This window comes from Exiguobacterium sp. FD-YE-25-4, from assembly GCF_057004685.1.
Window position 1 is genome coordinate 1,365,026 of the sequence record NZ_CM168041.1, and the last position, 18,970, is coordinate 1,383,995.

The window sequence follows — 18,970 nt, forward strand, 5'->3', positions numbered from 1 at the left end:
GGGGAGACAAGTGGAGATGCATAAAAAACGGTTTGACGAATTGACGACGAAAGAACTCTATGAGTTATTGGCGCTCCGGACCGAAATCTTTGTCGTGGAACAAGATTGCCCATATCAAGAAGTCGATGGGAAAGACGTGGCGGCGGTCCATTACTGGATTGAGGCTGATGGTCGTCCGATCGCGGCGCTACGTGTCCTCGAGGAGGAGTCGCCGGTTGCCATCGGCCGTGTCGTCACGAAATCGACGCATCGGGGACAAGGCCATTCGCGGCGTTTGATGCAAGAAGCCGTGGCTGACTTTGGGGATCGCGATTTGTACTTGCAAGCACAGACATACGTGGAGCCGTTCTATGCGAGCTTCGGGTTCACACGAACGAGCGAGGATTACTTAGAGGACGGGATTCCTCACGTCGATATGGTTCGGACGGCGACCGTCTCGAAGTGAATCGATGCGGTACCGTTTGCCATAAGTTCGTGGTAGAATGATGAGGAATACTTGCGTGCGTCAAGACGTGCGTTCAATCATAGAGAGCAAAGGGGTTTACGATGGTGACTGATCAAACTGTGATTCAAAAAGCGAGAGAATTAGCCGACTTATTGGCGAGCACGCCGGAAGTGGCCCGCTTCAAAGAAGCGGAAACGAAAGTGAACGAAAGTGAACGCGTTCAAACGTTGATTAAACGTATCAAATACTTACAAAAAGAAGCCGTCAACTGCAAGCACTACGGGAAGACGGAAGCACTCGCCAAAGTCGAGCTGAAAATCGACAAGGCGATGGACGAACTCGATTCGATCCCGGTTGTCCAGGCGTTTCAGGAGACGCAAGTCGAAGTGAACGATTTGCTTCAATACGTGACGGTCACACTCGCCAACTCGGTGACAGATCGCATTATCGAGTCGACGGACGGTGACGTTCTCGCCGGTAAAACAGGAAGCGGTATGGCAGCGGAGAAATCACGCGGCGGCTGCGGATACTAACAAACAGACAGCTGGCCTTTGGTCAGCTGTTCTAATTTCTAGAGGTGAACACGAATGGAAACGATACATCAAACCCCGATGATGAAACAATACTTTTCAATCAAGGCCGATTATCCAGACGCCTTTCTCTTCTACCGGCTCGGTGACTTTTACGAGCTGTTCTTTGAAGATGCCCAAATCGTTGCCAAAGAACTTGAGTTGACATTGACCGCGAAAAACGGGAAGAACGCTGAGCACCCGATTCCAATGTGTGGCGTACCACATCACTCGGCCGCTATCTACATTGAACAACTGATCGAAAAAGGATTCAACGTGGCCATCTGTGAACAGATGGAAGATCCGAAAGCGACGAAAGGGCTCGTCAAACGTGAAGTCATCCAAGTCATCACGCCGGGTACATACATGGCTGCACTCGGTGAAAAAGAGAACCGGTATTTACTATCGGTCGTGAACGTAGCAGGCCGTTTCGGGATTGCCCGCGGCGATGTGACGACAGGTGAATCTTGGTTGACGACCTTGCCGTCGCGTGAGGCCGTCCTGCGCGAAGTCGAAGGGTTGGTCCCGAGTGAAATCATCGTTGATGACGCCGAGTTGGCAGACCATCTCTCATCACTCGGCATCCCGTTGTCGGTCCAGACAGAGCGGCTAGCGAGCCCGTTGTCGAGCGGAGCGAAAGACGAGGCGCAAGTGAGCGCGTTTGAATTGCTGTTCGCTTATTTGACGCGCACGCAAAAACGCGCCCTCGATCATCTCCAACCGGCCGTCGCCTATGAAGTCGAGGCCCATATGCAACTCGATGCCAACACGGCCCGGAACTTGGAATTGTTTCGGTCAGCCCGGTCCGGTGAACGGAAAGGGTCGCTTCTCGCCTTGCTTGATGAGACGACGACGGCGATGGGGGGACGGTTGCTGAAACGTTGGCTCGAACAGCCGCTCTATACCGAGCAGGCGATTCGGGACCGACAAGATGCGGTCGAGAACTTGGTCGATGACTTCATGCTTCGTGACCAGTTGCGTGAACAGTTACGTCACGTCTACGATATCGAACGGCTCGTCGCCAAAGTCGGTTACGGGACGGCCAACGCCCGTGACCTCGTCCAACTCCGGAACACACTCGAGCGCATCCCGGCGGTGCGGGCCTTGCTCGAAGGCGTCACGGCCTCACGGCTTCGTCAAATCGATGATACGCTCGACACATTCGACGACTTGGCCAACATGCTCCAGGCAGCGCTTGTCGAGGCGCCACCGATCTCGATTAAAGAAGGTGGGATGATTCGTGCCGGCTATTCGGCCGAACTCGACGAACTGCTCGAGGCGAAAGCGAACGGAAAGACATGGATTGCCAATCTCGAGCAACAAGAGCGGCTCGCGACCGGCATCAAGTCGCTGAAAATCGGCTATAATCGTGTCTTCGGCTATTACTTAGAAGTGACGAAAGCGAACGCCCGCCTGCTCGAAGAGGGACGTTACGAACGGAAACAGACGCTGACGAACGCCGAGCGTTACGTCACACCCGAGTTAAAAGAGAAAGAAGCGCTCATTCTCGGGGCTGAAGAGAAGAGTTGTACGCTCGAGTATGATTTATTCGTCGCCTTGCGTGACCAAGTCAAGCAAGAGACGAAACCGCTCCAACAACTGGCGCGCTCGCTCAGTGAGCTTGACGTCTTGCTCGCGCTCGCCATCGTCGCCGAAAAACGTGACTATGTCCGGCCGACGACGTCGACGAACGTCCAAATCGATCGTGGCCGCCATCCGGTCATCGAGACGGTGCTACCACGCGGTGAATACGTCGCCAACGATTTGACGCTCGACGACACGCGGCGCATGCTCTTAATCACCGGACCGAACATGTCCGGTAAATCGACGTATATGCGTCAATTCGCCTTGATCGCCATCTTGCATCAAATCGGGTCGTTCGTGCCGGCTGAAGCGGCTGAGATTCCATTGTTTGATCGAATCTTTACCCGCATCGGTGCGGCCGATGACTTGGTGAGCGGCCAGTCGACGTTCATGGTCGAGATGACGGAGACACGCCAAGCGGTGACAGAGGCGACCGAACACAGCCTCATCTTGCTCGATGAGATCGGTCGGGGGACGTCGACGTATGACGGCATGGCGCTCGCCCAGGCTATCGTCGAATACATCGCTTCGACAATTGGAGCGAAGACGTTGTTCTCGACCCACTATCACGAGCTGACCGTGCTCGAAGACACGATCCCTGCTCTTGAGAACGTGCACGTCCGCGCCATCGAGCGAGACGGGCGTGTCGTGTTTCTACATGAAGTACATCCGGGGCGGGCCGATAAGTCGTACGGGATTCATGTCGCCGAGCTCGCTGAATTGCCCCGTGATTTGATTGAACGGGCGCGGACCATCTTGTCTCAACTTGAGACGGACTCGAAACCGGAACGGGCAGCTGTTGAAAATCCGGGAACGGCAGAACCCGTGGCCCAACTATCGCTCTTTGAGGCGGAAGACGAGATTAAACGACAATTGCTCGAACTCGATTTGTTGGCGATGAACCCGATCGAGGCGATGCAAGCGCTCTATGCGCTCCAACAATCCGCGAAGAAGGGGTGAGTCGATGGGAATCATTCAAGAGTTACCGGAACAACTGGCCAACCGAATCGCGGCTGGCGAAGTCGTCGAGCGACCGGCCTCGGTCGTGAAAGAGCTCGTCGAGAACGCGATTGACGCCGGCGCCACCAAAATCGAAGTCGATTTGGAGGAAGCGGGCATCCGGCTCATTAAAGTCCGCGATAACGGGCACGGGTTTTATGAAGAGGACGCCCCGCGCGCCTTTTTACGTCATGCGACGAGTAAGATTCGGGACGAGCACGACTTGTTCCGGATTCGCACGCTCGGCTTCCGGGGCGAGGCGCTCGCCTCGATTGCTTCGGTTAGCCATGTGACGCTGAAGTCACGCCGGGCCGAGGAAGACGGGTTCGAGATGACGCTTCAAGGCGGCGTTGTCACGGCGCAAACACCGGCCGCGGCGAACGTCGGGACGGAGATAGCCGTCAGTCAATTGTTCTATAATACACCAGCCCGATTGAAGTATTTGAAAACGTCCGCGACGGAACTGGCGAGCATCACCGACACGTTGAACCGGATTGCCTTGTCCCACCCGGAAGTGCGCCTCACGGCGTTCCATGAAGACAAGGAACTACTCAGGACGAGCGGGAACGGAGACATCAAACAAGTCATGCTCGCCATCTATGGCCGACAAGTCGCGGCCCAAATTGTCACGGCGTCGAGTAAGACGAACGACTATAGTTTGAGCGCCCATCTCGTCCGTCCGGAAGTGACGCGTTCGAACAAGCAGTACGTGACACTCATTTTGAACGGGCGAAGCATTAAAAACTTCGCTTTGACCCAAAGTGTGCTCGAAGGCTACCACACGCTGCTACCGATTGGTCGTTATCCGATCGCTGTCCTCGAAGTGAACATGGACCCGATGCTGATCGATGTCAACGTCCATCCGACGAAACGAGAAGTTCGGCTTTCAAAAGAGAAAGAGCTCTGTCAATTGATTCGCGAGACGGTCCAACTGACACTCCGGGAACAGCGTTTAATCCCGTCGGTCAAACCGAAAGAGCGACCGGTCAATCGGACCGAACAAGAGCGACTTGATTTCACGGTTGAACGGGCGCCGGTCACGGATGAAGCGCCGACGTGGAACTATCCAATTCCACGTGAGCCTGTCACGTCACCGAGTCGATGGTCGCCGACCCCGCTCGTCAATGAAGCGCCTGAGCCGATAGAGTCGACGGTCGAATCGGAAACAATCGAGACGAAAGGAGAGCGGTTGCCGCCGCTCGACGTCATCGGTCAATTGCATGCGAGTTATATCGTCTGTGGTGCCGAGGACGGGATGTACGTCATTGACCAACACGCGGCCCAGGAACGAATCAAATATGAGTTGTTTTACGAGCAGCTCGGGAATCCTGACAAGGAATACCAGTTGTTGCTGCTTCCGCTCACGCTCGAGTTCACGCAAGAAGAGGCGCTCGCGATTGAAGAAGTCACTCCGCTTTTAAAAGAAGCAGGTCTCGAATTGGAGCCGTTCGGCGGCAATACGTTCCTCGTTAGAGAGATTCCGACGTGGTACCCGCAACACGATTTAGAAGGAACGGTCCGTGATTTGATAGAGATGGCGATCCGGGATCGCTCCATTGACATCGCTAAATATCGGGAAGATGCGTCGATTTTGATGGCGTGCAAACGGTCGATTAAAGCAAACCATCCGTTGAACCACGAGATGATGCGGCAATTGCTTCACGATTTGAATCAGACGACGTCTCCGTACACGTGTCCGCACGGACGTCCGATTTTAGTGAAGTGGAGCACGTACGAGCTCGAGAAGCTATTTAAACGCGTTATGTGACACGCCTGTAATCTTTTCTTAACCTCCTGTTACGTTTATGGATAGGTGGCTATGGGAACAATATACACATGTCACTCAACGCATCGAGGTTGAGAGGTGGCTTTTTCACTGCCTCACCCTCAAGATGTAGACATGATCGATAAACCAGTAGGGGGAAAAGATTATGGCAGACACGCTTAAAGTAACGAAACGAGAATTACGACCACGTTCGGTCCGCGCTAACTTGCGTAAAGAAGGAAAAGTGTTAGGTGTCGTTTACGGCTACAAAGTTGAAAGCACACCGGTCGCATTCGAAGAGATGGCACTTCGTAAGATTCTTCGTGAACACGGCGACAACGCTTTGATCGAACTCAATATCGATGGTAAGAAAGTGAACACACTCGTTCACGGGACAGAAGTCGACCCATTCACGAACGAATACAAGCACGTCGAATTTATGGCAGTGAAGATGGACGAAGCGACAGAAGTCGAAGCGGACGTCACACTCGTCGGCGACGCGAAAGGCGTCAAAGAAGGCGGCTACTTGGCACAGACGCTCTACAAAGTAACGGTCTCGGCAACACCAGCCAACATTCCGGAGCGTATCGAGCTTGATGTTTCTGAACTCGGCATCGGTGACTCGCTCACTGTCGCTGATATTCCAGAGAACAAAGATTACGAAATCGTATCTGAGGGTGATCTTCAAATCGCATCGGTGAATGAACCGGTGGCGGTCGAAGACCTTGAAGCTGATACAGCGACAGAAGGCGAAGTTGAAGCGACTGAAGAGGCGTCAGAAACTTCAACGGAAGAGTCGGAAGAGGCTTCTGAAAACAAAGAATAATCATTTCGAACGGCCCTTTGCGAAGGGTCGTTTTTTTCTAGTCACAAATCCGACAAATGTAAACGATTACGATGTGAAAAATGTGTCAACATGTGGAAGGGGCGATTGCAATTTATTCGTTTCGGGCTTATATTGTTAATGATTTCACATGTTCGTTCTTATTATAATGGTTTCATTCAAACAGAAAGAAGGGTTTGTGACATGGCATCAATGGAAATCCATGCACTCGAATCGTTGCGGAAGAAAGCGCAGGCATCTTCGCAAATGATTCATTATCGGCCAATGGAGTACTTTTTACGAGCAATGCTCGCGGGGATCTTTATCGGATTCGCTTCAATTTTCACACTGAAAGTCGTCAACGGAATGTATTTGATCGATTCTCCGTTCACAACGCTCATCGGAGGATTCTCATTCGGGATCGCCCTCGTCATGATCATCTATGGCGGAGCCGAACTGTTCACCGGGAATACGATGTACTTCACAACCTCGACGATGCGGGGGTACACGACGCTCAGCGACACGATGCTCGTCTGGTTGCTCTGCTTTGTCGGGAATGCGCTCGGTGGCGTTTTGTTCGCTTTGCTGCTCGCGCCGACCGGTGTCATCCAAGAACTTGGGATGGACAACTGGCTGTTCTCAGTCGTCGAAAGCAAGATGCACCATACGACGGTCGAAATTTTCTTCCGCGCGATCTTCTGCAACTGGATGGTCTGTCTTGCCATCTTCTTGCCGAAGCAAATGAAAAACGAGTTCGCCCAAATCTTCTCGATGATCTTCCTCGTCGCCGTTTTCTTCGCCTCAGGATTTGATCACGTCATCGCCAACTTCGTCTTGTTCGCCCTCACGCTCGTCGTCCCGCATCCTGAGGCGATCAGCTTTGCCGGCGCGATCCACAACTTGATTCCAGCCACGTTCGGGAATATCATCGGTGGCGCGTTGTTCATGGGTGCGATCTATACGTGGTTAAACGCGAAAGGCTTGCGTGAAGCCCAAGAATCGGAAGCAACGGAAGAAGTCGAATTGAAAATTGTGAAACCTGCCAAAGAAGTATAAGGTAGCTCACGACAACGAGCAGTCGAGTCCACGTCAGTGGCTCGACTGTTTTTGCGTTTTTATCACAAGCATTGATCACAATTTCGACTTCACATCTCAAGAGCAAAACATGACATAATCTATATATGGAACTTGAGCGAGTAATTAACTCGCTTGTAATCAATATATAGTGAGGTGATGCGGAGTGAATATGCTCCAGCTTTATGAAGATGTCTGTGTTCTCCCAGATCAGGACCTCGTACAAGAGAACGCCAACGTCGACGGGAAATCACCACTTGGGAAATTGGCACGATTATCCTCAGAAGTATCAAAACAATTGTCGACGACATATCTATTATCAGAACGGTCACGTCAAGCCGTCGAGGATAATTTTTTGTATATCCATGACGCCGACTACTATGTGACAGGATCGACGACGTGTTGTCAAATCCCACTCGGTGATCTACTCACGAACGGATTTCATACCGGGCACGGGACGATTCGACCGCCCCAGGATATCCGCTCGGCGATGGCGCTCGCTTCGATCATTCTTCAAGCGAACCAAAACATGCAGCATGGCGGTCAAGCTTTCCCGATGTTTGATGTCGACCTCGCACCGTATGTCGAAAAGACGTATGAACGTCAGCTCGAGCGGCTCAAAAAGCTACCAGTCGAATGGACGACCGAGCAACTCTTTGAAACTGCCGAGTCTGAAACAATTGCGGCGACGTATCAAGCGTGTGAGGCGTTCATCCACAACGCCAACTCGATGCACTCACGTGGTGGCGGACAAGTACCGTTCGTTTCCATCAATTACGGCACCGACACGAGCCGGTGGGGACGAGTATTCATTCGAGAGTTGCTGCGTGCGACCGAGCGAGGGCTCGGTAACGGGGAGACGCCGATTTTCCCGATTCAAATCTTTAAAGTGAAAGAAGGGGTCAACTTCCATGAGGACGATCCGAACGTCGACTTGTTCCGTCTCGCCTGTCGTGTGACGGGCAAGCGGTTATTCCCGAACTTCTCGTTCGTCGATGCTCCGTTCAACCTTCAATACTACGACGGGACGCACGGCTCGGAAGTCGCCTACATGGGTTGTCGGACACGGGTGATGGGGAATCGACATGGTGCCGAGACGTCGATTGGACGAGGCAACTTATCATTTTCGACGTTGAACTTGGTGAAAATGGCACTCGTCTCCTCGGATATCCATACTTTTTATGAGACGCTCGACGCTTACGTCGACGTCGCCATCGATCAATTACTCGAACGATTCGACTATCAAGCGAAGCGGCATGCCGACGAATTTCGGTTCCTCTATGCCCAATACGTCTGGCGGGGTGGAGAGAGACTCGGTCCAGAAGACGATCTTCGCGAGGTACTGAAGCAAGGGACGCTCTCGGTCGGATTTATCGGTCTCGCCGAAGCGCTTCGTGTTCTCACAGGTGGCACGCATGCCGAGTCGCGAGAGGCGGAACGGCTTGGGCTCGATATCGTCACTCATTTACGTGATCGAATGAAGCAGGCATCGGAACGATACGATTTGAACTTTTCTCTCTTGGCGACCCCGGCCGAAGGATTGTCGGGTAAATTTGTGACGAGAGATCAGCAATCGTTTGGGATGATTGAAGGTGTGACCGACCGCGCCTTTTATACGAACTCGTTTCATGTGCCCGTGTATCAATCGGTCTCGATTCGCGATAAAGTCCGTCTCGAAGCGCCTTACCACGCGCTCTGTGATGCGGGTCATATCACGTATGTCGAAGTCGACGGATCGCTCGCCCATAATGCGGAAGCGGTCGAAGCGATCGTCCGGCTCATGCGGACCGAGAACATTGGCTACGGGTCGATCAACCATCCGGTCGACCGTTGTGGCAACTGCGGCCTTGAAGGGATCATCGACGAAGCGTGCCCGACATGTGGCGAGCATGAACGAATTGAACGGATCCGTCGCATCACCGGCTACTTGGTCGGGACGATGGACCGGTGGAATTCGGCAAAACGAGAAGAAGAACGAGCGAGGGTGAAGCATCATGCGCGTCCTATCCGTACTTGAAGAATCGGTCGTCGACGGTCCAGGCATTCGCACGGTCATCTTTACGGCAGGCTGCCCGCACCGTTGCCCTGGGTGTCATAATCCAGAATCTTGGAATCCACGTGGAGGACAAGACGTCTCGGTCGCGGACTTACTCGCTCAAATCGAACAATCAGGCTGGGACGGGGTGACGATTTCAGGCGGGGAACCATTTCTGCAACCGGAAGAATTGGCACGGCTCGTCGACGGATGTAAGGTCCTGCAAAAAAACGTTTGGGTGTATACGGGCTATACGCTCGAACAGTTGCAAGCCATGCACGACGAATTCGTCACAAGCGTGCTCGACCGTGCCGATGTGCTCGTCGATGGGCGTTTCGAACAGCCGCTCATGGACCGGTCGCTCCGGTTTCGGGGATCGAGCAACCAGCGGATTATTTTCTTAAACAAAGCGTAATCGGGGCCGTCGGGTCCCGATTTTTTGTATACTAGCAAAAAAGGGGGAATTTTGATGAAATGGTGTAGTTTTCAAGTTGAAGGAGAGCAGAGGGTCGGTGTCGTGGCAGGAGAGTTCGTCTATGACGTCAGTGACCAATTACATACGACTTCGTTGTTAGAAGTCATCGCGCGTGAGTTTGAACCGGATGTCGATTTAGATGTCGCGCCAAGGCTGGCGCTTCAAGACGTCACGTTCGTCGCACCGTATCGTCCGCTCAAAAATGTCATCTGTATCGGGAAAAATTACGAAGAGCATGTGAAAGAGATGGATACGGCGGGGGCCGGTAAGCTCGTCATCTTCACGAAAGCGCCGACCTCGGTCGTCGGCCCAGAGGCTGTCGTCGAACGTCACCCCGAATTGACCGACCAGCTCGACTATGAAGGCGAACTCGCCGTCATCATCGGGAAATCAGGGCGGGATATTGACGACGTCGATGCCCATATTTTTGGTTACACGATTCTGAACGACATCACGGCCAGGGATGTGCAAAAACAACACGTCCAGTTTTTCCGCGGTAAATCGTTCGATACGTTCTGTCCGATGGGGCCGTATATCGTCACACCGGATGAGCTCTCGTTCCCACTCACGATTCAAACGGTTGTCAATGGCGAGACACGTCAAGATGGGTCGACGGCGGATATGATTCGCCCGATCGAAGAGTTAATTCGGACTTTGTCAAAGGGCATGACACTTGAAGCAGGAGACATCATCGCGACCGGCACACCGGCCGGGGTCGGCCACGGCATGAAGCCGCCCGTCTATCTCCAATCAGGAGACACGGTCGAAGTGAGCATCACGGGACTCGGGACGCTCCGAAACGTCATCGTCTGACCCAATTGACGCAAATTGTGAAGAATCTTGTAATCGATGCTTCATTTCCGCAAAACGATGACTATGCCTCTTATACTAAGGGTAGAACAAAGAGGAAACATCATATAGGAGATGATTACACATGGAACGCAATGATCGTCCAACAGAATCAAATGAACAAAATCACCGCGAGGATTGGCTCGATACCGAGCTCGGCTCGTCAGAACAACGACAAGAACCGTCGCGCGCAGAGCAACCGGCCCGACCATCGTTCGTCGGCCGGATGTTCCCTGGGTTTGTCGGCGGCGTGATTGGTGCCGTCTTGACTGGCGCCATCGCTTTTCCGTTCATCGATCAAGTGCCGACAAATGTGTCTGATACGAACGTGACGTCGGAAGGGTCGCCGGTCCAGACGACGTCTACGACAACGGACAGCTCGGTCACCGATGCGGTCGCGACCGCACAGCCTGCTGTCGTGACGGTGAACAATTTCGCGTCAAACGGTTTTTCAAGTGAAGCTGTCGAAGCCGGGGTCGGCTCGGGTGTCATCTATAAGAAAGACGGCGACTCGGCTTACATCGTCACGAACCATCACGTCGTCAACGGTGCTGACCGTTTGACCGTGACATTCAATGACGGATCGACAGCGGACGCCAAATTGATGGGTAGCGACGCCACGTATGACTTGGCCGTGCTCGAAGTCGATGCGGACAAAGTCTCGTCCGTCATCTCGATTGGAAAGTCGAGCGAGTTGAAACCGGGGCAAACCGTCGTCGCCATCGGGAACCCGCTCGGCCAGTTTGAGAACTCGGTCACACGCGGCGTCGTCTCGTCGACGTCACGTCTCGTCCCGGTCGATACGGATGAGAACGGACAAGCCGACTTCAACGCCGAAGTCATTCAGACGGACGCGGCCATCAACCCGGGTAACTCCGGTGGCGCGTTAATCAACGAATCAGGACAATTGATTGGGATCAACTCGATGAAAATCGCGACCGACTCGGTCGAAGGGGTCGGCTTCTCCATCCCGGTCGATATCGCTTTGCCGCTCATCAATCAAATCGAACAGACGGGCGAAGTGAATCATCCATCGCTCGGCGTCTCGCTTCGGGACGTGTCGGAGTTCCCACCGGGGTACTTGACCGAGCAAATCAATTTGCCGGAGTCGGTGACGTCGGGCACGATCATCGTTGAAGTGCAAGCGAACAGTTCGGCTGCACGGGCAGGACTTGAGGCACGCGATGTCATCGTGAAAATCAACGACCAGGCTGTCTCATCGTTCATCGACCTGCGGAGTGAACTGATTCGAGACACGGACGGGACCGTCACAATCGAATACGTTCGTGACGGTAAGACCGAAACGGTCGATGTCGAGATTCAAAACGCAAATGGAGACGCACTGTAAAGATGGGCACGCAGCCCATCTTTTTTGTTATGCTTAGAAAAAAGGAGGGGTTCAGTTGATTCGTAAACTATACGGGATTTTATTTCTAGGGGCCGGCATCATGCACTTCATTCAGGAACGGGCGTTCATGTCGATTATTCCGAAATCATGGCCGTTCAAACGATTCATGGTCCAGGCAAGCGGGGTCATCGAGGTCGTCTATGGTGTGTTGTTGCTCATGAACAAAGGGACGCGCTTCGTGAAAGGGACATTACCCGCTTTCTTAATCGCGGTGTTCCCGGCCAATATCAACATGGCGCTCAAACCGTCGAAACTAGGCAAAATACCGCTCCCAAAATGGGTCACGTGGGCCCGATTGCCGCTGCAGTGGCTCTTAATCAAAGGGGTCAAAAAAATATAAGTACATATGGGGGAATTGATCATGACGACGAACGTATTGAACTGGTTTGAGCATTTTCATGCTCATCCGGAAGTGAGCTGGAAAGAGGTTGAGACGACGAAGACGATTGCCGACATCTTGACGTCATGGCAAGTCCGTCACGAGACGTTTGCGGACGTGACCGGGGTCATCGCAGAGATTGGGCAAGGTGATGACGTCATCGCTGTCCGGGCCGATATCGATGCCTTATGGCAACAAGTCGACGGGACGTTTCAAGCCAATCACTCATGCGGGCACGACGCCAACATCAGCATGGTGCTCGGCGCGCTCGACCTGTTGAGACATGAGATGCTATCGAAGCGGATTCGCTTCATTTTCCAACCGGCGGAAGAACAAGGGAACGGCTCGCTCGCGATGATTCAAAAAGGGGCACTCGAAGGAGTGAGTCAGCTGTATGGCATCCACTTGCGACCGCTCGAGGAATTGCAGCGCGGACAATATGCGGCTGCGATTCAACACGGAGCCGCATTCTTTCTAAGAGGAAGCGTTATCGGGGACGATGCCCATGGCGCGCGACCGCATCAAGGTCAAAACGCGTTAGATGTCATCTTTACGATTCAACAGATGCTCAAAAGCATCTACTTGTCGCCGTTCGAGCCCCATTCGATCAAATTGACGGGCGTCCAAGCCGGTAGCGATAATTTGAATATCATCCCAGGGAACGCGACGTTCTCACTCGACGTCCGGGCTCAACAGAACAAGGAGTTGCTTGCGTTACGTGACCGCGTCGAGACGCTGTTGCAGCAAATCGCCGTCCTTCATGATGTCACCATCCACTGGGACTGGCAAGACTTCACACCGGGTGCGGAGATCGGCGAACGCTCGAGCCGACATGCGGCCGAAGCGATTGTCGACCGCTTCGGGGAAAGCGCGCTCGTCGACCGGATCATTACATCAGGTAGTGACGACTTTCATTTCTATACGGTCGAACAGCCGGGACTCGATGCGACGATGATCGGAATCGGCGCGAACTTGACACCGGGGCTCCATCATCCTCATATGTCGTTCGATCGGGACGTCTTACCAGAAGCGGCCGCCTTACTCGCCGATACGTTGCGCCGGGCCGCAAACGATAATTGAAGCGATTGACTAGATGGACGGGCCGGACGAGCTCGTTCATTTTTTTATTGCCAACTTTAAATGTAAGCGTTATCATCTACTTATTAGCGACAATATAACGACAATTCTGAATTTTTCGCTATCGGGGAGGAAGACACATGGAACAACAGGGGAACAAGGTAGACATGAAGCTTCGCTGGGCGGTATTGCCGCTACTTGTCATGATCGGGGTCATGCTCGTAGCCATCGTCAAATTGGAACAAGGGCCGCACATCCCACTCATCGTCGGGACAGCGGTCGCGTCGCTCGTCGCATGGCGACACGGGTACAAGTGGAAAGAGATCGAGGAGATGATGTACAAAGGGATTCGGCTCGCACTACCGGCCGTCGTCATCATCATCTTGGTCGGTTTAACGATTGGTGCCTGGATCGGGGGAGGCGTCGTCGCTACGATGATTTATTACGGATTGACGATTATTTCACCGGCCTATTTCTTGGTGACGATTTGTATCATCTGCTCGGTCGTCGCGCTCTCGATTGGCAGCTCATGGTCGACGATGGGAACGATCGGCGTCGCCGGGATGGGCATCGGACTGAGTATGGGGATACCAGCACCGATGGTCGCCGGAGCTGTCATCTCAGGGGCATACTTCGGGGATAAGATGTCCCCGTTGTCGGATACGACGAACCTTGCGGCGGGTTTGACGCACACGAACTTGTTCGAACATATTCGGCATATGCTCTACACGACGATTCCAGGGCTCGTCATCGCGCTCGGCGCCTATTGGTGGCTTGGCAGACGGTTCAGTGAGACGACGACGGACTCTTCAGAAATCGTCCAAACACTCGGTATTTTACAGGACAGCTTCGTCATCTCGCCGTGGCTCCTATTGATTCCACTTGCTGTCATCGTCCTCGTCGCGAGGAAAGTACCGGCCATTCCGGCACTCGTCGTCGGGATTGCGCTCGGCTTTCTCGCCCAAGTCATCGTCCAAGGCGGTTCGCTCGCCGACAGCGTCGGGGCGTTGCAGAGCGGGTATGTGATCGACACCGGTAATGAACTCGTCGACAACTTGTTCAGTCGGGGCGGTCTCGACGCGATGATGTACACTGTCTCGATGACGATCGTCGCGATGACGTTCGGAGGGATTTTAGAATACTCGGGGATGCTGCAATCGATCATGAATCAAATCGTCAAACTGGCGAAGACGGCCGGTTCGATGATTGCGTCGACGATTCTCGCCGGGGTAGCAACGAACGCCACGTGTTCCGAACAATACATCTCGATCGTCGTTCCATCTCGTATGTTTGCAGGTGCTTATGAGAAAATGGGGCTTCACTCGAAAAACTTATCCCGGGCACTCGAGGACGGCGGGACACTGACGTCGGTCTTCATCCCATGGAACACGTGCGGTGTGTTCATTCTCGGGACGCTCGGCGTCGGGGCGTTCGAATATGCGCCATACGCGATCTTGAACTTCATCGTTCCGGTCATCTCGATTATCTATGCGTTCACAGGCTTCACGATTGCACGGATTGCTGTGCAGAGTGTGGAACCGCCACTCGAAAAACAAGCAGCACAATGAAAAATTTCCCGGCCTATTCAGGTCGGGAAATTGAATTTATAGACGGCACGAGGTCGTCCTTGGTTGTAACTCATCTCTTCACCAATCACTTCGATCAGTTGCGCGTCATGTAATTTTTTGATGAGTCGCTCCGTCGTCCGTCTTGAGACGGCGAGATGGTCAGTCAACTCTTTTGCCGTGAATTCGAGATGGTGTTTTGAGAACTGCATAATTTTACCGATATTGACCGGACTGATTCCGGCTTGCTTGATGACGTTAAAGACCGCTACTTCGGTCACTCGATAGGGGATGCGGTCCTCACGGTTCGGAAAGGACAAGCGTTTTGAATCGTCGACGATTCGAATGCGCTCCTTGCTCGCGGCCGATAGTGCGATCTCAGCATGTTCGTATGCTTGTTGATATTGCGTGCCATAGCCGATTCCGATTCGATAATCACCTGTTGGGCTGAGCGTACTTGTATCGAGGGCGTTGTTCGTCTCGCCTCGTGTCGTAAGTAGCGTGATACGACCATCGTCGGTCGATTCGATGTGTCCACCAAGGTAGCGGACCATTTTCAAATGTTCGAGTAATGCCTTGTCGTCGGTCTCGAAACGAATGATGGCGAACTGGGCGTCGTCCGCGAACTGGCGTCGAATTCGTTGAATTAACATATCGAGATGGCGCTCGACCGTGGACCGCGGCTCGATCATCAATAGACTATGATACCCATCACGGACGAGTTGACGATGAACTTGTTCGATGCTCGTCACGGCCAGTTTCGCCTGCTTGGCCCGGTGCTCCGTGTGAAAAGTAATCACGTCTTCGAAAGCGATACTCGGTTCGATTTTCATAACGGCAGGAGTCGAGGCACGGTTCGGGAACGACTCGAGGATTGACGTCAAACGCTCCGGCTCGACCAAATCGATGGACAGTTGATCAAGAGGGACTGAGTGGGTGAGCGTCGCATAGAGAAGTGTCGTTAATAGGACAGTCTCGTCTTGGACGACGTGATGGGTCGCCACGTTTTGAAGGTAGGGGGCCGCATAAGTGAACGGGAACGACCCGGAAAAAAAGACACCATCGAACGAGCCGAGCGTTTTGGCGATAACGGTTGCTTCATGGGGATGCTCATAAGGGTGATACTCGAACCGAACACCTTCTGGGGCACCGAGGGTACGGATGGTCGCCACGAATTCGTGCGACCCGACGATGGCGATATGGATGGACATCAAAACTCCTCCTTGCAATTTAACGACTATTTAACGACAATATAGCTAACGATATGTGAAAAGTAAAGGGGAATGGATATGAGAATAAAGAAAATCGAGCTGTTTGCGATACGTCTACCACTGAAAGTACCGTTCATCGTCAGTTATCACCGCTACGACGACATGCCGTCGGTGATCGTGAAACTGACGACCGAGTGCGGACATGTCGGTTACGGCGAGGCCGTCGCTGATGAGCACGTCACGGGTGAGTCGCTCGACAGTACGATTAGCGTCATCCGACATGTGCTAGGACCTCTTTTGATCGGGCAAAACCCGATGCATATGGAACGAATCCATGATGTGATGGACCGAGCCATCCGGGACGTGCCGGCGGCGAAGGCGGCGCTTGATATTGCCTGTCACGACGTTGTTGGGAAAAAACTTGGCTTGCCTGTGTATGAGTTGCTTGGCGGCCGTTATCACGATGCCTTCCCGGTCACGCACGTGTTAAGCATCGGAGATCCGGAAGCGATGGCGGCCGAGGCGCTCGAACAAATCGAACAAGGCTATACAGCCGTCAAGATGAAAGTCGGCGTCGATGTCGCCTCGGACGTACGACGTGTCGAGGCGGTTCGGCGAGCCGTCGGACCGGACGTTCCGATTCGGGTCGATGTCAATCAAGGTTGGGTCAATGCTGCCAAGACGCTCCAAGCGATGAAGTTGCTCGAGCCATTCCATATCGATTGGGTCGAACAGCCGGTCAAAGCCGACGATTTTGAAGGCATGGTCGAAGTGAAAGGGAAAATCTCGGTCCCGCTCATGATTGATGAAGGCGTGCGGGGTGTAACCGAAATGCGGCGTCTGACGATGATGCAGGCCGCCCACAAAGTGAACATTAAGCTGATGAAGTGCGGCGGCATCTACCCGGCGAAAAAACTTGTCCATATGGCCGAGATGTCAGGTATTGAGTGCCAAATCGGGTCGATGGTCGAGTCGTCGGTCGCCTCGAGTGCAGGTTTCCACGTCGCGTTCTCGAGCAAAATCGTCCAATCGGTCGAATTGACAGGGCCGCTCCGTTTCGCAGAAGACATCGGCAATTTGACGTACGACCTCCCGTTCATTCGATTGTCTGAACGACCAGGACTCGGTGTCGACGTCGATGAATCTGTCTTATTACGTCTGACGACCGCGACGTACGTCGTCGGAGGGACCGATCATGTGGCGCGGTGATTGTAACGGCCTCGACATCGAGGTCACCTATTTGGCGATGACCGACCTGGGACAAATCGAGGCGGTGCAACAGAATGTCATGGATACACTGACGGAAGGGAGCCAGTATCAGTCCCTGTCGACAGAGGAGTTCGTCAAGTTGTTGACGGACCGGACGCTCATCGGGGCATATCACAAGGGAACGTTGATCGCGTTCCGCGCGCTCCTCATCCCACCGCTCGATGACGAGCATCTCGGCTATGATATCGGTTATCCATCAGAGGGACTGGAACGCATTATTTATCAAGAAGTGACGAACGTCCATCCGGACTACCGCGGCTACGGCCTGCAACAGCATCTCGGCAGGCTTCTGATGAAAGAGCTGGAACATGGTAGCCGATTCGACCTCGTCTGTGCGACCGTGGCACCATTCAACATCCCGAGCTTGAAAGACAAGTTTGCCCTCGGGCTTCGCATCGGTGCCCTTAAACCGAAGTATGGCGGGAAGTTGCGCTACATCTTTATGAAGGAACTGCACAGCGACTGGCGACCGGCCGGAGAAGCGACATGGCTCGAGATGGGCGAGACGGAGCAACAGGGCGCCTTGTTGAAGGCGGGTTGGTACGGAACGTCCATGACGCGCGACGGGGAGAGCTGGCTCGTCAAATATGAAAGATGAAAAAATGGCCTGATCGCGATGATCAGGCCATTTTACTTATTCGAGGATGAACAGGACGTCCTCGGCTAACTTCTCGTACGTCCGATCGCTCGGATGGAACTGGTCGGTCGCGAGGTCACGCGAGACGTCAGAGACGTAAGCGAACGGGTCGATCACGTCGATGCGTTGCGCGTTTCCGAACGTGGCCGCCGAGGCGTTCCAATCGAGAATCAGTTGATTGAACGCCTCACCGTTTTCGTTCTCTTGGAATGGATTATAGAGCGCGATATAAACGATTTGTGCCGTATCGTTCAATCCGCGAACTTGTTCAAAGATGTCATTCAAATTCGTCTTGGCATCGGTCACGACTTGTTCGATATCGACCGATTCAAAGTTATCGACGTTCTCGCCGCGATTGAACAGGTCGTTGCCGCCAATCGTGAGTGTGATGTAGCGGGCGTTCTCAATCGTTCGCCGTACTTCCGGTTGTTCGAGTTGGGCCAACAAATCCTCAGTCCGGGCACCAGAGACGGCCAAGTTCTGCGTACGAATGCCGTCTTCGTCGAGCGTTTCACCGACCGGCTGAACGTAGCCAGCACCTGACGTCGACCCGACGCCGCGTGTCAGGGAGTCACCTAAAGCGACGTAAACGTCACCGACCGGTTCGGGTCTCGAATCTTCACTAATCGAGAGTGTGCGTTCCGGCGGGTTGACGATATCTTGATAGCCGATCCATAAACCGTATAAGGCGATGCCCGTCAAGAAGACCGAACCGATTAAAAACGAATACCATTTCCCATTTTTCATGTGATTCCCTCACTTTCTATGAGACTATCATATCAAATAAGTTTGAACCTGCCCTATGT

At 53.3% G+C, this 18,970-nt stretch carries 17 protein-coding genes; 15 read left to right on the forward strand and 2 right to left on the reverse strand.

Features of this window, described 5'->3' with window-relative positions; all coding sequences use genetic code 11:
• The first annotated feature begins 16 nt into the window (after nt 1-16).
• The 13 genes from AC13H5_RS07055 (at nt 17) to nhaC (ending at nt 15,050) form a co-directional block, all read left to right on the forward strand.
• Nucleotides 17-445 carry a GNAT family N-acetyltransferase gene (locus tag AC13H5_RS07055; protein ID WP_215191007.1) on the forward strand — a complete coding sequence of 143 codons (429 nt, stop codon included), beginning with the start codon at nt 17-19 and terminating at the stop codon, nt 443-445.
• A gap of 101 nt (nt 446-546) precedes the next feature.
• Nucleotides 547-978: a YlbF/YmcA family competence regulator gene (locus AC13H5_RS07060; protein ID WP_021067281.1), complete on the forward strand. Its 432-nt coding sequence runs from the start codon at nt 547-549 to the stop codon at nt 976-978.
• 54 nt (nt 979-1,032) lie between these two features.
• Nucleotides 1,033-3,558, forward strand: coding sequence for a DNA mismatch repair protein MutS (gene mutS / locus AC13H5_RS07065; RefSeq protein WP_483546507.1), 2,526 nt, complete (start codon nt 1,033-1,035; stop codon nt 3,556-3,558).
• Between the two features lie 4 nt (nt 3,559-3,562).
• Nucleotides 3,563-5,365, forward strand: coding sequence for a DNA mismatch repair endonuclease MutL (mutL, locus tag AC13H5_RS07070; protein ID WP_214752822.1), 1,803 nt, complete (start codon nt 3,563-3,565; stop codon nt 5,363-5,365).
• Nucleotides 5,366-5,528: 163 nt separating this feature from the next.
• On the forward strand, nt 5,529-6,188 hold the full coding sequence (locus AC13H5_RS07075; protein WP_034777406.1) for a 50S ribosomal protein L25/general stress protein Ctc: 660 nt from the start codon (nt 5,529-5,531) through the stop codon (nt 6,186-6,188).
• 201 nt (nt 6,189-6,389) lie between these two features.
• Nucleotides 6,390-7,241 (forward strand): formate/nitrite transporter family protein, encoded by an 852-nt coding sequence (locus AC13H5_RS07080; RefSeq protein ID WP_200881482.1) that lies wholly within the window; start codon nt 6,390-6,392, stop codon nt 7,239-7,241.
• Between the two features lie 190 nt (nt 7,242-7,431).
• A complete protein-coding gene (locus AC13H5_RS07085; RefSeq protein ID WP_483546508.1) occupies nt 7,432-9,276 on the forward strand; it encodes an anaerobic ribonucleoside triphosphate reductase in 1,845 nt (614 codons plus the stop codon).
• Entirely contained in the window at nt 9,254-9,709 is a 456-nt protein-coding gene (nrdG, locus tag AC13H5_RS07090) for an anaerobic ribonucleoside-triphosphate reductase activating protein (protein WP_214708567.1), read from the forward strand. Before AC13H5_RS07085 ends, nrdG begins: the two co-directional genes overlap by 23 nt.
• A 54-nt stretch (nt 9,710-9,763) precedes the next feature.
• Complete coding sequence (locus tag AC13H5_RS07095; RefSeq protein WP_034777410.1) at nt 9,764-10,582, forward strand: fumarylacetoacetate hydrolase family protein; 819 nt, start codon at nt 9,764-9,766, stop codon at nt 10,580-10,582.
• 121 nt (nt 10,583-10,703) lie between these two features.
• Nucleotides 10,704-11,966, forward strand: coding sequence for a S1C family serine protease (locus tag AC13H5_RS07100; RefSeq protein ID WP_034777411.1), 1,263 nt, complete (start codon nt 10,704-10,706; stop codon nt 11,964-11,966).
• Nucleotides 11,967-12,021: 55 nt separating this feature from the next.
• Complete coding sequence (locus tag AC13H5_RS07105) at nt 12,022-12,366, forward strand: DoxX family protein (RefSeq protein WP_034777412.1); 345 nt, start codon at nt 12,022-12,024, stop codon at nt 12,364-12,366.
• 21 nt (nt 12,367-12,387) lie between these two features.
• Nucleotides 12,388-13,485 carry an amidohydrolase gene (locus AC13H5_RS07110; protein ID WP_214708575.1) on the forward strand — a complete coding sequence of 366 codons (1,098 nt, stop codon included), beginning with the start codon at nt 12,388-12,390 and terminating at the stop codon, nt 13,483-13,485.
• A gap of 164 nt (nt 13,486-13,649) precedes the next feature.
• Nucleotides 13,650-15,050 (forward strand): Na+/H+ antiporter NhaC, encoded by a 1,401-nt coding sequence (nhaC, locus tag AC13H5_RS07115; RefSeq protein WP_034779844.1) that lies wholly within the window; start codon nt 13,650-13,652, stop codon nt 15,048-15,050.
• Between the two features lie 17 nt (nt 15,051-15,067).
• On the opposite strand, the gene AC13H5_RS07120 is transcribed toward nhaC, so the two are convergent.
• Nucleotides 15,068-16,258 (reverse strand): hypothetical protein, encoded by a 1,191-nt coding sequence (locus tag AC13H5_RS07120; protein ID WP_483546509.1) that lies wholly within the window; start codon nt 16,256-16,258, stop codon nt 15,068-15,070.
• A 78-nt stretch (nt 16,259-16,336) separates the two neighbouring features.
• Between AC13H5_RS07120 and AC13H5_RS07125 the strand changes: the two genes are divergently transcribed.
• Both AC13H5_RS07125 and AC13H5_RS07130 read left to right on the forward strand, forming a co-directional pair.
• A complete protein-coding gene (locus AC13H5_RS07125; protein WP_214708581.1) occupies nt 16,337-17,467 on the forward strand; it encodes a mandelate racemase/muconate lactonizing enzyme family protein in 1,131 nt (376 codons plus the stop codon).
• The gene (locus tag AC13H5_RS07130; RefSeq protein ID WP_232939480.1) at nt 17,454-18,125 is read left to right on the forward strand and encodes a hypothetical protein; all 672 of its coding nucleotides are present in this window, start codon (nt 17,454-17,456) and stop codon (nt 18,123-18,125) included. Before AC13H5_RS07125 ends, AC13H5_RS07130 begins: the two co-directional genes overlap by 14 nt.
• Before the next feature lie 36 nt (nt 18,126-18,161).
• On the opposite strand, the gene AC13H5_RS07135 is transcribed toward AC13H5_RS07130, so the two are convergent.
• Nucleotides 18,162-18,911 carry a GDSL-type esterase/lipase family protein gene (locus AC13H5_RS07135; RefSeq protein ID WP_214708585.1) on the reverse strand — a complete coding sequence of 250 codons (750 nt, stop codon included), beginning with the start codon at nt 18,909-18,911 and terminating at the stop codon, nt 18,162-18,164.
• Nucleotides 18,912-18,970: the final 59 nt, after the last annotated feature.

Excerpts from the sequence above, each read along its gene's own strand:
- AC13H5_RS07120 (WP_483546509.1), bottom strand. The coding sequence starts at position 16,258 with ATGTCCATCCATATCGCCATCGTCGGGTCGCACGAATTCGTGGCGACC.
- AC13H5_RS07110 (WP_214708575.1), top strand. The coding sequence starts at position 12,388 with ATGACGACGAACGTATTGAACTGGTTTGAGCATTTTCATGCTCATCCG.
- AC13H5_RS07095 (WP_034777410.1), top strand. The coding sequence starts at position 9,764 with ATGAAATGGTGTAGTTTTCAAGTTGAAGGAGAGCAGAGGGTCGGTGTC.
- mutS (WP_483546507.1), top strand. The coding sequence starts at position 1,033 with ATGGAAACGATACATCAAACCCCGATGATGAAACAATACTTTTCAATC.
- nrdG (WP_214708567.1), top strand. The coding sequence starts at position 9,254 with ATGCGCGTCCTATCCGTACTTGAAGAATCGGTCGTCGACGGTCCAGGC.
- mutL (WP_214752822.1), top strand. The coding sequence starts at position 3,563 with ATGGGAATCATTCAAGAGTTACCGGAACAACTGGCCAACCGAATCGCG.
- AC13H5_RS07125 (WP_214708581.1), top strand. The coding sequence starts at position 16,337 with ATGAGAATAAAGAAAATCGAGCTGTTTGCGATACGTCTACCACTGAAA.
- AC13H5_RS07060 (WP_021067281.1), top strand. The coding sequence starts at position 547 with ATGGTGACTGATCAAACTGTGATTCAAAAAGCGAGAGAATTAGCCGAC.
- AC13H5_RS07130 (WP_232939480.1), top strand. The coding sequence starts at position 17,454 with ATGTGGCGCGGTGATTGTAACGGCCTCGACATCGAGGTCACCTATTTG.
- AC13H5_RS07075 (WP_034777406.1), top strand. The coding sequence starts at position 5,529 with ATGGCAGACACGCTTAAAGTAACGAAACGAGAATTACGACCACGTTCG.
- AC13H5_RS07085 (WP_483546508.1), top strand. The coding sequence starts at position 7,432 with ATGCTCCAGCTTTATGAAGATGTCTGTGTTCTCCCAGATCAGGACCTC.
- AC13H5_RS07055 (WP_215191007.1), top strand. The coding sequence starts at position 17 with ATGCATAAAAAACGGTTTGACGAATTGACGACGAAAGAACTCTATGAG.
- AC13H5_RS07080 (WP_200881482.1), top strand. The coding sequence starts at position 6,390 with ATGGCATCAATGGAAATCCATGCACTCGAATCGTTGCGGAAGAAAGCG.
- nhaC (WP_034779844.1), top strand. The coding sequence starts at position 13,650 with ATGAAGCTTCGCTGGGCGGTATTGCCGCTACTTGTCATGATCGGGGTC.
- AC13H5_RS07135 (WP_214708585.1), bottom strand. The coding sequence starts at position 18,911 with ATGAAAAATGGGAAATGGTATTCGTTTTTAATCGGTTCGGTCTTCTTG.
- AC13H5_RS07100 (WP_034777411.1), top strand. The coding sequence starts at position 10,704 with ATGGAACGCAATGATCGTCCAACAGAATCAAATGAACAAAATCACCGC.